At 40.8% G+C, this 14,503-nt stretch carries 14 protein-coding genes; 9 read left to right on the top strand and 5 right to left on the bottom strand.

Annotated features, from left to right (window positions below; genetic code table 11):
- Positions 1-369: 369 nt before the first annotated feature.
- The gene (locus RMY27_RS23720; RefSeq protein WP_322667339.1) at positions 370-1,101 is read left to right on the top strand and encodes an iron-containing redox enzyme family protein; all 732 of its coding nucleotides are present in this window, start codon (positions 370-372) and stop codon (positions 1,099-1,101) included.
- 169 nt (positions 1,102-1,270) lie between these two features.
- On the opposite strand, the gene RMY27_RS23715 is transcribed toward RMY27_RS23720, so the two are convergent.
- Positions 1,271-2,176 carry a CoB--CoM heterodisulfide reductase iron-sulfur subunit B family protein gene (locus RMY27_RS23715; RefSeq protein ID WP_322667338.1) on the bottom strand — a complete coding sequence of 302 codons (906 nt, stop codon included), beginning with the start codon at positions 2,174-2,176 and terminating at the stop codon, positions 1,271-1,273.
- A 420-nt stretch (positions 2,177-2,596) separates the two neighbouring features.
- On the opposite strand from RMY27_RS23715, the gene acpP reads away from it, so the two are divergent.
- The 5 genes from acpP (at position 2,597) to RMY27_RS23690 (ending at position 7,494) form a co-directional block, all read left to right on the top strand.
- Positions 2,597-2,851 carry an acyl carrier protein gene (gene acpP, locus RMY27_RS23710; protein WP_292744190.1) on the top strand — a complete coding sequence of 85 codons (255 nt, stop codon included), beginning with the start codon at positions 2,597-2,599 and terminating at the stop codon, positions 2,849-2,851.
- A gap of 235 nt (positions 2,852-3,086) precedes the next feature.
- On the top strand, positions 3,087-4,337 hold the full coding sequence (fabF, locus tag RMY27_RS23705; RefSeq protein ID WP_322667337.1) for a beta-ketoacyl-ACP synthase II: 1,251 nt from the start codon (positions 3,087-3,089) through the stop codon (positions 4,335-4,337).
- Positions 4,338-4,642: 305 nt separating this feature from the next.
- Entirely contained in the window at positions 4,643-6,670 is a 2,028-nt protein-coding gene (tkt, locus tag RMY27_RS23700; RefSeq protein WP_322667336.1) for a transketolase, read from the top strand.
- Between the two features lie 114 nt (positions 6,671-6,784).
- Positions 6,785-7,078 (top strand): hypothetical protein, encoded by a 294-nt coding sequence (locus tag RMY27_RS23695; RefSeq protein WP_322667335.1) that lies wholly within the window; start codon positions 6,785-6,787, stop codon positions 7,076-7,078.
- A 5-nt stretch (positions 7,079-7,083) separates the two neighbouring features.
- Entirely contained in the window at positions 7,084-7,494 is a 411-nt protein-coding gene (locus tag RMY27_RS23690; protein WP_322667334.1) for a type II toxin-antitoxin system VapC family toxin, read from the top strand.
- Between the two features lie 98 nt (positions 7,495-7,592).
- On the opposite strand, the gene RMY27_RS23685 is transcribed toward RMY27_RS23690, so the two are convergent.
- The 4 genes from RMY27_RS23685 to RMY27_RS23670 all read right to left on the bottom strand — a co-directional run bounded on the left by RMY27_RS23685 (position 7,593) and on the right by RMY27_RS23670 (position 10,869).
- The gene (locus tag RMY27_RS23685) at positions 7,593-7,937 is read right to left on the bottom strand and encodes a hypothetical protein (RefSeq protein WP_322667333.1); all 345 of its coding nucleotides are present in this window, start codon (positions 7,935-7,937) and stop codon (positions 7,593-7,595) included.
- 99 nt (positions 7,938-8,036) lie between these two features.
- The gene (locus RMY27_RS23680) at positions 8,037-8,240 is read right to left on the bottom strand and encodes a hypothetical protein (RefSeq protein ID WP_322667332.1); all 204 of its coding nucleotides are present in this window, start codon (positions 8,238-8,240) and stop codon (positions 8,037-8,039) included.
- 512 nt (positions 8,241-8,752) lie between these two features.
- A complete protein-coding gene (locus RMY27_RS23675; RefSeq protein WP_322667331.1) occupies positions 8,753-9,832 on the bottom strand; it encodes a hypothetical protein in 1,080 nt (359 codons plus the stop codon).
- A gap of 53 nt (positions 9,833-9,885) precedes the next feature.
- The gene (locus RMY27_RS23670) at positions 9,886-10,869 is read right to left on the bottom strand and encodes a hypothetical protein (RefSeq protein WP_322667330.1); all 984 of its coding nucleotides are present in this window, start codon (positions 10,867-10,869) and stop codon (positions 9,886-9,888) included.
- 500 nt (positions 10,870-11,369) lie between these two features.
- Between RMY27_RS23670 and RMY27_RS23665 the strand changes: the two genes are divergently transcribed.
- Genes RMY27_RS23665 through phoU form a run of 3 tightly spaced genes read left to right on the top strand, consistent with a single transcriptional unit; the run spans position 11,370 to position 14,192 of the window.
- Positions 11,370-12,122, top strand: a complete 753-nt coding sequence (locus tag RMY27_RS23665) for a winged helix-turn-helix domain-containing protein (RefSeq protein WP_094349166.1) — start codon at positions 11,370-11,372, stop codon at positions 12,120-12,122.
- Positions 12,123-12,175: 53 nt separating this feature from the next.
- Positions 12,176-13,495 (top strand): sensor histidine kinase, encoded by a 1,320-nt coding sequence (locus tag RMY27_RS23660; RefSeq protein WP_322667329.1) that lies wholly within the window; start codon positions 12,176-12,178, stop codon positions 13,493-13,495.
- Positions 13,496-13,523: 28 nt separating this feature from the next.
- The gene (gene phoU, locus RMY27_RS23655) at positions 13,524-14,192 is read left to right on the top strand and encodes a phosphate signaling complex protein PhoU (RefSeq protein ID WP_322667328.1); all 669 of its coding nucleotides are present in this window, start codon (positions 13,524-13,526) and stop codon (positions 14,190-14,192) included.
- The last annotated feature ends 311 nt before the right edge of the window (positions 14,193-14,503 follow it).

The following is a 14,503-nucleotide window of genomic DNA, read 5'->3' as shown; positions in this document are numbered from 1 at the left end:
ACAGTTCAGTAAACCAAAAACAAAGTTTTTGGAACGTATTTTAGTTAAAGTTTAAACTCAATTGTTGAAGATAATGCCAATTTTCAAGCCGAACTGAACCGAAATAAGCATTTGCAAATAACTTGTGAAGGATGGTTACAAAGGGTATGCACATTTTACTATGCAAACTGCCTGAGTAATTTTTCATTATTCGCATCGAATGTGTCAATAAAGTAACTGAAGTGAATTTACTTCGTTAATAAGCATTTGCAACCATACTTGCAAAAGGTATGCATTCTTTGCTATGCAAGCTTCGTGAATAATTGCCCATATATTCACGTCAAATTAAACAATCAAGCATCAACAAAAACCCACTTATCCCCTAAAATAATGACTGCAATTCTCTCTTTAGATACTGAAATATCCAGCCAATTACAGCAAGTTTTATTAGAAATCACAACTGCACAAGATTTGTCTCTACATCCCTTTGTTCAACGCTTTGCTAATGGAGAATTTTCACAAGATGCAATCCGCCAGTTTGCTATAAAAATGCTACCTGGCTCAAACAGATTCAATATGGCTTTTCTGAAAGTTGCGTCCAAAATGGATAGTTACCATGCTAGAACGATTATGCTAGAAAATGCATTTACAGAGCATGGAGAACTCAACTCAGACCTTGCTCATGTAGCATTATTTATGCGTTTTATGAAAGGTATTGATTGTCCTAAAATTGATATCAATGCCGATGATGGAGCGTTTCTCATTCCGGCATTACGCTTTAAGAAATTTGAAGTTTGTGATGATGAACCTATAGTACGCTCTTTAGGAAGATTTGCGGCAATTGAGCAAGTATTGCCTGGAATTTTCATCAAATATATCGAAGGACTTCGTAAGATATTTAAAGGTATTGATGATCATACCATTGAATATTTTCATCTCCACTGCCACTTAGATCCAGAACATACAGATGAATTGATTCAAGTAGCCCAAATTTATACCAAGTCTGAGAAAGATGTAGAACTCTTCCGTGAAGGAGTTGAAGATATGGTTAAATCAATTGGCGATATGTTTTCTTGGATGGATGAAAACCTCGAAAAAGAAGCATTGACTTTACAAAGCTAATACCAAAGCGGTTCTCAAAATTAGAGTTTAATTAAAGTTATCCAAAATTACCAGTCTTATATATTGTAAGTTGGTTAATTTTGGAAATTTTTTTATCAAAACAATTATTACTGTCCAAAGTCCAATCAATTAACCAGACAAGGGACTTAAGTCCCTTGTACTCCATAAACTAAAATCCTAATTTTTCCAACACTGGCTTTGTAGAAACAATGTGACGGTCTAAACCCAGTTCTTTTGGACTAACGCCAAGTGCCAAAGCAATCAACTGGGGTAAATGCAACACTGGTAAACCTAGCTTTTGTTCAATCACCTTTTCTACCTCTGGCTGGCGCGAATCTAAATTTAAGTGGCACAGAGGACAAGGTGTAACTATACAGTCAGCACCAGATGCTATAGCGTCCTGAATATGCATCCCCGCCATCTTAAAAGATTGGGTAGTGGCATAACTAGCAAGAGGCCAACCACAACATTGTGTCCGCCCTCGGTAATAAATTGGTGTTGCACCCACCGCCCGAAACATATTTTCCATCGCTTCCGGTTGGAAAGGGTCGTCATAAGGCATAGATTTTTGGGCGCGGAGGAGATAACAGCCATAAAAAGCCGCACATTTTAATCCAGTTAACTTTCGGGTAACACGTTTGGTAATTTCCTCTAAACCGTAATCTGTTACTAAGGCGTAAAGAAGATGTTTAACGTCAGTACTACCGCGATAAGGCGAACAGCCTTCTTTATCTAGCAAACCATTAACCTGTTCAATATAAACAGGGTTAGAAGTCTTACATTCTTTCAGGTGTTCGTTGACATGACCGATAACACCTTGACAAGTACTGCAATGGGTAAGTAAGGGCAGATTTAATTCTTCTGCTAGGGCAATATTTCTAGCGTTGACTGTATCTTCTAGCAGTTGCGAATCTTCTTTAAATGTGCCCGAACCACAGCAAGCAGCTTTTTTAAGTTCAACTAGTTCAATACCCAGTGCTTGGGTAAGCGCTTGAGTTGATTGGTAAAGTTCCCGACAGGCCCCTTGAGCAACACAACCAGGGAAGTAAGCGTATTTCAGTGTCTGAGGTAGCATAGAAGTATGTTTGGGTTAGAGCGATCGCTCTAAACAATAACTGTTTTATCATTACCTTGTTAGCACTATTCTGATGTTTGACGTTTAGCTACCCTTTAAGCATCTAGGTTAAAGGGTCGCAGCATCTACATATTCTTAATTGCTAGCAAGACTGTAAATACTGGTCGAGACATTGTAAAAAATTTTAGCAATAATTATAAAACTGAAGCATTTACACGGAACCAGCGATGGTGTAGCACGCTCCACTGCTCAAGTGTTCCTAGAAAACTTATCCCATTTATTTTAAAAATGGCAGAGGTTTTCTAGCAGAAAAACCCTTGGAAGTATGCGGGCGATCGCGCTTGACGATAAGATGTATATGCTCAAAACAATGTCTCCTCTAAAGAGCAGATCGTAGCAAGTGGTTAAGGACTTTTATTTATGAGCCAAACGGAACTTTTTGAAAAGGTCAAGAAAATCGTTATCGAACAACTGAGTGTTGATCCCCCAGATAAAGTCACACCACAAGCCAAGTTTATGGAAGACCTGGGAGCAGATTCCCTCGATACCGTTGAGTTGGTGATGGCTTTGGAAGAAGAATTTGATATCGAAATTCCCGACGAAGCTGCGGAGCAGATTACATCGGTTCAAGACGCAGTAGATTACATCAATAACAAAGTTACCGCCTCAGCTTAACTGAGGATTGGAATTGGGGATTGGGATTGGGGAGATTTTTCTCTAATGTCTAGCCACCCTTCGCGTGACGCTGCTAATGTCGCTAATGCTGACGTTAACGACAGTCACTTGAAGTCAGCAAATCCGATGCCAGTCGCTCGTAAAGGAAATCTTTAAGACCGCGCTGGCTCACCAGTACCTAGTTGCTAACCTCAAATTTTTTGCCTGCTGCTTTTTCGCCATTTTTAACTGAATCATGACAGATCATACACGTAAACGCGTTGTTGTAACTGGTGTTGGCGCGATTACACCTATAGGTAACACAGCAACAGAATATTGGAATGGATTATTGAGTGGACGCAATGGCATTGACTACATCACATTATTTGATGCGTCTCGCCATGATTGCCGGATTGCTGGTGAGGTGAAAAACTTCGATCCACATGATTACTTGGAGCGCAAAGAGGCCAAGCGCATGGATCGATTTTCCCAATTTGGGGTTGCGGCAGCAAAACAGGCCCTAGCTAACTCGGAGTTAGCGATCAATGACCTGAATGCAGAACAGGTAGGTGTGATGATCGGTTCTGGGGTTGGTGGCATTAAGGTATTAGAAGACCAGCAAACTATCTACCTCAACCGTGGTCCCGATCGCTGTAGTCCATTCATGATCCCGATGATGATCGCCAATATGGCCGCAGGATTAACGGCAATTCATACGGGTGCTAAAGGGCCAAACTCTTGTCCTGTAACTGCCTGTGCCGCTGGCTCTAACGCTGTAGGCGATGCTTTTCGCTTAATTCAAGGGGGATATGCCCAGGCAATGATTTGCGGGGGAACGGAATCAGCTGTCACACCATTGTCGATAGCTGGGTTCGCCGCCTGCAAAGCACTCTCTTTTAGCAATGATGACCCGGCTCATGCTTGCCGTCCCTTTGACCGCGATCGCAACGGATTTGTCTTGGGTGAAGGTGCGGGAATTTTAATTCTCGAAGAACTGCAACACGCCCTAAGTCGCGGCGCTCACATTTATGCCGAAATGATCGGCTATGGCATGACCTGTGATGCCTACCATATCACCTCTCCCGTACCTGGTGGACTCGGAGCCGCTAGAGCGATCGAACTAGCTCTCAAGGATGCTGGCATAACTCCCGAACAAATTAGCTATATTAATGCCCACGGCACTAGTACCCCAGCCAATGATTCAACTGAAACCTCAGCAATCAAAAAAGCCTTGGGAGAACATGCTTATAAGGTGGCAATTAGCTCCACCAAATCGATGACAGGTCATTTATTGGGCGGTTCTGGAGGTATTGAAGCAGTCGCAACAGTACTAGCGATCGCTAATGACCAAATTCCACCAACAATCAATCTGGAAAATCCCGATCCAGAGTGTGACTTAGATTACGTGCCTAACTCTAGCCGCGCTCAAAAAGTCGAGATAGCAATATCCAATTCTTTTGGGTTTGGCGGTCATAATGTCACACTGGCCTTTAAGAAATACGTTTAAAAGAGGCAGGAGGCAGGAGGCAGAAGACAGCAGTCAGGAGTCAGAATTCAATAGTTTAATCCAACTCTGCTCGTTTGCCCAATGCCCCATGCTCCATGCCCAAAGTATCAGAAATATCATTCCGATATAACTTAAGCGTTCAGCATGACCCAATTATCAGCTTGATTTATCACCAGAAACTCAGGAGATCCCGCTTGTCCATCGACAAGCGGGAGTGGGATGATGAGGATACTGTGGGGAATCTAAAATAACCCCAGCAAAAGAAGCTACGAAGAGTGCTAACCCGTCGTTAAAAACAAGAGATTATGACTGTTGCAACCCAATCCGCCAAAGAATTGTCCGTCGAAGAACTGGCTATTAACTCGATCCGCTTCTTGGCTATTGATGCCGTAGAAAAAGCAAAATCGGGACACCCAGGACTACCAATGGGTGCGGCTCCGATGGCTTTTGTCCTCTGGGATCGCTTTTTGAAGTTTAATCCCAAGAATCCTAAATGGTTTAATCGCGATCGCTTTGTCTTATCTGCCGGTCATGGCTCGATGTTGCAGTACGCCCTGCTTTACTTGACAGGCTACGACAGTGTAAGCATTGAAGATATCAAACAATTCCGTCAATGGGAGTCTAAAACCCCTGGACACCCGGAAAACTTCATGACCCCAGGTGTAGAAGTCACCACTGGCCCACTAGGTCAAGGAATTGCTAATGGAGTCGGTTTAGCGATCGCCGAAGCGCACCTTGCCGCTAAATTTAACAAACCTGATAGCAAGATTGTTGACCATTACACCTACGTAATTTTAGGTGACGGTTGCAACATGGAAGGAATTTCTGGTGAGGCTTGTTCTTTTGCAGGACACTTGGGATTAGGCAAACTCATCGCTCTGTACGACGACAACCACATTTCCATCGACGGTTCCACAGATGTGGCATTCACCGAAGATGTTTCCAAGCGCTTTGAAGCTTACGGTTGGCACGTTCAACACGTCGAGGACGGTAATACAGACCTAGAAGCGATCGCCAAAGCAATTGAAGCAGCCAAAGCTGTCACCGATAAGCCTTCCTTCATTAAAGTAACAACCATTATTGGTTATGGTTCCCCCAATAAAGCAAACACTGCTGGCGTTCACGGCGCTGCCCTTGGTGGAGACGAAATAGCCTTGACTCGGAAAAATTTGGGTTGGGAATACGAGCCTTTCGTAATACCCGAAGAAGCCCTCAACCACACACGCAAAGCAGTTGAGCGCGGCGCAGGTTACGAAAGCGACTGGAACAAAACCTTTGCCGACTACAAAGCTAAGTATGCTCAAGAAGCTGCTGAATTTGAACGTTACCTAAACGGTAAGCTACCCGACGGTTGGGATAAGGTACTACCCACTTACACCCCAGAAGACAAAGGACTACCTACCCGTAAACACTCAGAAACCTGCCTTAACAAACTAGCGGCGGTTTTACCTGAATTGATTGGTGGTTCAGCTGACTTAACCCACTCCAACCTGACCGAAATCAAGGGTAAGGGCGACTTCCAAAAAGGAGAATACCAAAACCCCAACATCCACTTTGGTGTGCGGGAACATGGTATGGGCGCAATCTGTAATGGTATAGCACTGCACAGTTCAGGATTAATTCCCTACGGTGCTACCTTCTTAATCTTCACAGACTATATGCGTGCTGCCATCCGTTTATCCGCCCTTTCCCAAGCTGGCGTGATTTGGGTGATGACTCACGATTCCATTGGACAAGGTGAAGATGGCCCCACGCACCAACCCATTGAAACTCTGGCTTCCTTGCGAGCTATTCCTAATTTAACCGTGTTTCGTCCCGCAGACGGGAACGAAACCTCTGGCGCTTATAAAATAGCGATCGAGAAAGCGAAGGAAAATGCTCCGTCTCTGTTGGCGTTCACCCGTCAAAACGTCCCCAACTTGGCAGGTACATCGATTGAGGGCGTAGCCAAGGGTGGATACACCGTAGTGGATAGCGAAGGCACACCTGATCTCATCCTGATTGCCACTGGTTCAGAACTGAGCCTCGCCGTCGGCGCAGCTGAAAAACTCAAGGCTGAAGGCAAGAAAGTCCGTGTTGTTTCGCTACCTTCATGGGAACTGTTTGAAGCACAGGATGCGGCTTATAAAGAGTCCATTCTGCCAAAAGCTGTCACCAAGCGTTTATCTGTAGAAGCTGGCGCTAGTTTCGGTTGGCACAAATATGTGGGTACTGAAGGCGATACTGTTAGTATTGATCGCTTTGGTGCTTCGGCTCCGGGCGGTGTTTGTTTAGAGAAGTTTGGTTTTAGCGTTGATAATGTGTTAGCTAAGGCTAAACAATTGTTGGGTTAATAGCAACAGAATATTCTCAAAATATTGTGGGGTGGGCTGAAAAGCCCGCCTTTTTTTTACGCGGAGGAGAATTGTTTATAATTTGGGTAATTAGTTAAATATTGGGAGAAAGTTATGCAAGAAATTTCTAGCTATTATCAGGAACTTATCAATCGGATATCGCCAATTGTAGACAACCTATTTAAAAGCAATAGCTTGTACTTGGTGAAATTAAAAAAATGGGAAATGATTGAAATGCTAGTAGACCTGTTTGGTAAATTTTCACAAGAAGAAATGCAAGCGATTAAAGATGATGATTTAACACGCAGAATTGATAGTATCCTAATTTTAGAAGCTGTTTCAGGTACTTTAAATGATTTGACGCCAGAGCAAGTAAAAATGTACGATGAAGCAGTAAAAAGAAAATAGACAAAGTGACTTATTTACTTAATACAAACATTGTCAGCTATATTCTCAAAAAGAAGGTCAATGTAAACAATAAGTTCCGAGAAGCACGCCGTCTCCAAAAAGACATATTTATTAGTTGCATCACTTATTATGAGGTCAAACGGGGACTTTTAGCTATTAATGCTACAAGACAATCAGCTGACTTTAGTTTGTTCTGCCATAGATATCAAATTTTGTTTTTAGATGATATTGCAATTCTTGAAAAAGCCTGCGAAATTCACGTAGATTTAAAACGCAGAGGTCAAACTATCCAAGAGCAAGATATATTCATAGCAGCAACTGCAATTACACGCGGTTTAATTATAGTTTCCAATGATTCTGATTTGCTGAGAGTTGAAGGACTAAGCTTGGAGAATTGGCTATTAACAGATTATTAGAAATCACAGCTTCATCTCTACTTAAATTTACATTTGTCCTTGTGATATGACACTTGTGTTTAGAAAGCGGGTTTTGCTGAAAAGCCCGCTTTCTAGTCTTAAAGAATTCCTACTAACTTGTCTAAAATAGCCCTAGCACGAGAATCCTTTACTCCTCCTGCTGTCCGATAAAAAACCTCCCATTCATCAGAAGTAATTTGTAAATAGGATTTGTATTTATCTGCTGATGCCCTCAGCTTTTGTTTGTAATCTGGATAGGAATAGATTTTAAGGTAGCGTCCGCGATTACCTGTGCGGCGAACCTTTATTTTCCACTCGCGATTATAGCTGTCACATAAAACTGTTTCTCCCAAATAATGTTTACCGCTATAGCGTGTGTTGTCGAATAATTTACTAGCATCTTGGACGATTTCTTTACCAAGCAGATATAAATCTAATATCATTACTTTTTCATCCAAAACTATTTCAAAACAGGGGTTTTAAATTTATTCTTTTAATTTGCATGATTATTCAATTTAAAACCAATTTGAAAACGAAGTTAATTATCCAAAAACTGACTTCTTTATCCCGTAAATAGCTAATCCAGCAACTGCACCAGTCCCAGCAAATCCTACTAAACCTACTCCATAAGCAGTTCCTCCGATTGCTAGACCTGCACCTCCAATACTGTGATACACAGTCACTCCTACCACTGCACCTACTGTTGCAAAGGTAGATGCTTCATTGATATTTTGAATGATATCCATTTTTTAAACTCTGAATAACTTGTTATTAGCTTATTTAATTTTTTGAGGAAATGCTACTAAATAAATACGTAATTCAAATAAAGATTCATTAAAGTATGGTTTGAGGTAAACTTGAGCCTTTAGACTCAACTCAAGCATAATGTTTTTAACAGATACCTATTAAGATTTGTATTTATACCGTTAAAAGTGAAGGTTACTATAAACGTAATATTATTTGCTAACTTTTTATAGTACAACTTAAATTTTTTGTGATATATTTTTGTAATCAACAATACCCGTGATGTAGATAATGTTGTAGTAAATAAATATTAAAACTTAGTATTATGTCTAGTCAAGAACAAAATTCTAACAAAGCATTGAAGCAAACGCAGGCTAGCCCAACAAAGAGGAAGAAAATACAACCTCCGCCAGACCTCAAAAAACCAAAGAAAACTGAATAAAAAGCATTAGAGTTACTTGCAGAGACTTAAATTAAATTAAGTCTCTGCAATTTTCATCAAAAATAAATCAGCTTACTTATTTTTCGCTTGAGTCTTTGCCTGTTCTAAAGCTATTTCTTTGATTGCCTGATATGAATTAACATTTGAAGTACCTTCAATAGCTTTAACTGCCAAATCCTGAACTTGTTTGAGAGCAGATTCAAGTTGTTTAGAAAGATTTTGAATCCGTGTCTCTTGATTAGTAATAGTTTGTTCTAGAGATTGCAGTCTTTGTTCATAGAAACGCTTTTGCCCTTCTACTTCCTTAGAATATAAATCTGATTTTATTTTAGCTTGGTAGTGGGCGATGCCTTTGCCTTCTTCTGTAGCTTTTTTGATGGCTGCTTCTTTATCTTTTGGAAAAGCCTCTACCTTGGCTTTTAACTCTTCAAATTGTTTCTCTCTCTCAGAAATTGCTTTCTCTCGTTCAGCCCACTGCTTTTCTGTTTCTTGTAGTAATTCTTCTAATTGCTTATATAGCGCTTTCTGCTCTTGTTCGTATTCGTCATTTTGCAATTGCCGCTGGAGTTCTAAATTATACTTGTACTCTGCTGCATCGCGTTGCCGAGTTTTATTCAAGTTTTCATTCCGCTCTTTTATCGCCCGTTGCTGTTCCTCTTGTTCTTTTCCCCAAGTATTTCTTTGCTCTAGTATTTCTTGGAATAACACTTCAGAACGTTGGCTATATTCTTCCTGATAAGCTTTAGTATTATCTTCATAGGCTTGGATGAGAGTATCCAAGATATCATCAGAAATTTCTAAATTATGCAGCTGTGTTAATTGTTGGATTTCTTCTTCTAAAGTTCGCCTAATTTCTTCTAATTTCGAGGCTTTTGTGGTTAGCTGTTCCGATAATTCATTAGCAGCACTGCCAAAACCTAATTGAATCTTTGCCAAGCTTTCAATTGTATTGTTCATCTTCTGTTGGACACTAGAAAGCTGATTCATAGCTGTTTTTTGTTCTAATTTAGGCTGTTCTTTAGTTCCAGACTGGTTTTCTTTGGCAACTTTCTCAAGTTCTGATTTCAGTGCTGCTTTTTCTTTTGCCAACTCCTCATACGCCTGAAGAATTTCTACTTTAGTATTCTTATCAGTCGGTTTTTTCCCCACCACAACAAACCTCCTCTTCAGGAATTCAAAATAATTAAGATGCTACGAACTCACAACTATTTAGGGTTAGAACTACCAAAAGCCCTCATAGCTAAGTCTTGTGCTTGTTTTAATGCAGTTTGCAATTGAGCAGAAATGCCTTCTATTTGCTCAGATTGTTTCTTAATTGTTTCTTCCAGAGATTGAATTTTTTGTTCATAACTCTGTTTGTTAGATTCCCATTCTCTTTCAAATAAATCAGCCTCAATTTTAGCTTTTTGGCTTGTTTCTTTAATTGCTTCTTCTCTAGCCTTCTTAACGGCTTCTTCCAGTTCGCTAGGAAATGTAGTTACCTTTTGTTCATAATCTGCAAAGAGTGGTTGGCGTTCAGCAAAGATTTTTTCTCGTTCTGCCCAATCTTTCTCTTTCTTTTGAGAGTTTTCTTGTATTTCCCTTTGTTGTTGCCGCTTTATCCCTTCGTAGCTGTCTGTATTGAGTTTACGATTAGTTTCTAACTTATACTGAAATTCTTCTTGTTCTTGCTGGCGAGATTTAGCTAATAAATCGTTATATGCTTGAAATTTTTCTTCATACTCTGCTTGCTCTTTTTGCCAGTCTTTCCGTCTGATTGTAATTTCTTTCTCTAGTGCTTCCTTTTTGCTAATAGTATCTTGTTCGAGAATTTTTAATTTTTCTTGGTGTTCTTGACTTAAAACGTCTAGAGTATCGGCTACAACTCTAATTTGTTGCAGTTCTTGTAGACGTTGAGTTTCAATTTCTATAGCTCGGTTCAATTCATCTAACTTGGAATTTTCCTGAGCTAGTTTTTCAGATAACCCATTGAGAATACTGCCAAATTCCAGTTGTAAATCAGCTAAACCTTTGACAATACTATCAACTGTATATGCAGAAGCTGTTTGCAGAATTTCTTGACTTTTTGCCTTTTCTGCTTCCTCTTGTTTGGTTGCTATTTTAGATTCAAGTTTTTTTCTTTGGATAATAATTTGTTGAAATGCTTGCATTAGTTGTTGTTTGCTGTCTTTGACTCCAACTGTAGTCATCTTCCAACTCCCTTCAATAGGCAAATGATTTATTGGGTAGCAAGCCATACCAATGACTACCCTATGCAGACATCAGAGTAGCTTTTTAATCAACATTTTTAACGCAGTGGAAATACTGAAATGATCCACATCTGACACTTAGTGGGTACGAATTTTCCACATATATGTCTTTCTGTTTTTTAGGTGTAGTTTTCCCTTTTGGGTTTATAGTATTTTTGTACTAAAGAAAATATACCTAACCTAATCTCCTCTGTCAAGATAATTCTTCATGCAATAATGTGTGAAGACAGAATCGAAATTCAAAGTCTTTAATTAAAAACTATTTAGAAGCTTGCTGGCACAGTGATTTATGATTTAGGAGACTGCTGTGGTGTATGTTACTTTATGTAAATAAAATCTAAAAGAATTAACCCTAGTAGAAGCGCAGTTGCAGTAAGGCGAGATAATAGACTTAATCATCCTAATTGATACAAGCACAGTCCTAGACTTTTGTGATATCAATGTATACCAGTGAATCGACCAAGTATTCTGCCAGAACGGACATTGGACAAACCAGCCGTATTCTAGTAGTAGAAGATGAAGAATTAATCCAGGAAATGCTAGCTGTAGCTCTGGAAGAAGAAGGTTATGGGGTGATAACTGCTCCCGATGGGCGGTCTGCTATAGAGTATCTCAAAAGTTTTGAAACCAATTCAGGGGAACTTCCCTTTGATCTGGTCATTCTTGATTTGATGCTACCGCAAATCAATGGGCTAGATATTTGCCGCTTGCTGCGTCATCAAGGCAACCCAGTACCTATTTTAATGCTCAGTGCTAAGGGTAGTGAAACTGACCGTGTTTTGGGGTTAGAGGTGGGTGCAGATGACTACCTGACCAAACCCTTTAGTATGCGCGAGTTAGTGGCTCGTTGTCGCGCTTTACTTCGCCGCCAACGCCTAAGTAATTTACCACCAATACCAGTATTAAAATTTAAGGATGTCTCCTTAAATCCCCAAGAATGTCGCGTGCTAGTTCGCGGTCAAGAAGTGAGTCTTTCTCCCAAAGAGTTCCGCTTGCTGGAACTGTTTATGAGTTACGCCCGCCGGGTATGGTCACGGGAACAATTACTCGATCAGGTTTGGGGGCCGGATTTTGTTGGCGATAGTAAAACCGTAGATGTTCACATTCGGTGGTTGCGCGAAAAATTAGAGCAAGACCCCAGTCATCCCGAATATATTGTGACTGTAAGAGGTTTTGGCTATAGGTTTGGATAATTAGTTGGGATAGTTGTTAGTTTTTAGTAGTCACCAAAAAACTAACAACTCAAATGCTTTTATTGGGATTTTTTCTGGGTTTAGCGGTAGGCATTGGGTTTTGGATTTGGCAGCAGGTTCAACTTAACCGCTACCTGGGGCGCTTGCTTCGACCGTTAACCTTGCATTCTGACAAGATGGGACTGCTGCTGATTCCTGGGTTGCGGCAAGAAATAGCAATGGTGAAGCAGCAGCGACAAGATTTGCAGCAGTCGTTGCAAACTTACCAAGACCTGTTAGACTTTGCCCCAGTGGGATATTTGCAGGTGGATGAGGAAAATCAACTGCTGTGGTGTAATCGACAGGCGCAGGAAATTTTGTATCTGCAAAGGTGGCAACCAGACCAGGTGCGCTTGTTATTGGAGTTGGTCAGGTCTTATGAACTCGACCATTTAATTGAGCAAACTCGCGATTTGCAAAAACCACAGACGGGAGAATGGATATTTCATCCATCTTGTGATGATGCAGCAGAGATGGCAACAATCAAATCTCTAGCTTTGCGGGCTTCTAGCTTGCCTTTACCCAATGGACAAGTGGGAGTATTTTTAGAAAATCGTCAACCCCTATTAGATATAAATCAAGTACGCGATCGCTCTTTTTCCGATCTAGCACACGAACTCAGAACGCCGCTAACTTCGATTCGCTTAGTTGTAGAGACTTTACAAAATCGCTTGGAGCCACCTTTAAATCGCTGGGTTAACCGCCTCATGCAAGAAGTTGATCGGCTAATTAACTTAGTGCAAAGCTGGTTAGAACTTACCCAAATGGAAGCAAACCCAAATATGCAATTGCAAGCCAAAGCTGTAGAATTGCGATCGCTCATTACATCTGTTTGGGAAACACTAGAACCCTTAGCACAGCGCCAACATCTGTCTTTCTCTTATTCTGGCCCCGAAAATCTCTGGATTAAGGCAGATAAAGCCCGGATTTACCAAGTTTTTCTCAACTTGCTAGACAACAGCATTAAGTACAGTCCTGCTGGTACAAGTATTCATGTTGAAGCGAAAATCTTATCAACAAAGAATAACGATCCTGCTTCCCCAATCTTGGAAATAAATCTTATTGATTCTGGAGCCGGCTTTTCTGAGGCAGATTTACCCCACGTTTTTGAGCGATTTTATCGAGGAGATAAAGCGCGAACTCATTCCTCCCAAGATAGTAACTCCATAGGAGCGATCGTTGGTAATGGATTAGGTTTAGCGATCGTTGAGCAAATTTTAATTGCCCACGGTGGTTCAATCAAAGCGATGAACCATCCAGAAACTGGTGGTGCGTGGATGCAACTCCAATTTCCCGAAGTTATGGCAAACTCCCTAAGCCAAGACTATAGTTAGTAATATCTTCACCTTTGAGACAACAAGTGTGAAAGCCGTCGATAATACTCCCAATCCTCAAAGACCACAACTCGCACGCGCCATTAGGCGCTTAGAACGGGATGTATTACGCATGGGTGCCTTGGTAGAACAATCATTTCGCCTCAGCCACCAAGCGTTATTTGCTCGTAACTTAACAGCAGCCGAGGAACTCCCCCGATTAGATAAAAAGATCGATCGCTTTTATCGTCAAATCGAATCAGACTGTACGGCGATTATGACGCTACAAGCGCCTACAGCTCCCGATTTGCGCTGCTTGAGTGCCTTTATGCAGCTGGTGCGAGATTTAGAACGCATTGGCGATTATGCTGAGGATTTAGCTGAAATTGCGATTAAAATTTTTCCTTACGCGCCTCATACATCAATGCCCGACATTGAAGCTATGTCCCTTCATGCGCAGTCGATGCTAGCAACTAGCTTAAAGGCTTTGGGAGATTTCGATGAAGCCAGTGGACGCCGTTTAAAACATCTGGATGATACTGTAGACGATGCCTACGATCGCGTTTATCAGACTTTAGCCCAACAACGAGATCTGCCTGGTGTAGTCGAGCCAATTATACTGCTGGCACTGGCAATTCGTTGTCTGGAACGTATGGCAGATCATGCTACAAATATCGGTCAAAGGGTAGCATATATTGTCACAGGTCAACGCTCCTAATTGATATGCTGCCCAGATCCCCGACTTCTACCCTCCAGGTATCTGCAAGAAGTCGGGGATCTAAATCCAGCGATTTAGTAAGCGCCATTCCATCCTAGTATTTTCATAATTATTTGCGCCTACATCTTTACTTAGTCTTTAAAAAATAGTAAATACTTAAAAATAAGTTAACTAAATATTTTACTAAAAGCTTACCTATTCTTAAACTTACACAATTAAAGTAGCGGATAAACAACTAAAAATTTTGGCTCTATCTCACAGATAGATACCTTCAGTAAAAGTTGTTACCATCAGAAAATTTTGAGTTAGTC

Origin of the sequence: Nostoc sp. DedQUE09, assembly GCF_034530915.1 — a bacterium.
Classification (GTDB): domain Bacteria; phylum Cyanobacteriota; class Cyanobacteriia; order Cyanobacteriales; family Nostocaceae; genus Nostoc.
Note: the sequence above shows the minus strand (reverse complement) of the source record. Positions and strands in the feature narration are given on the sequence as shown.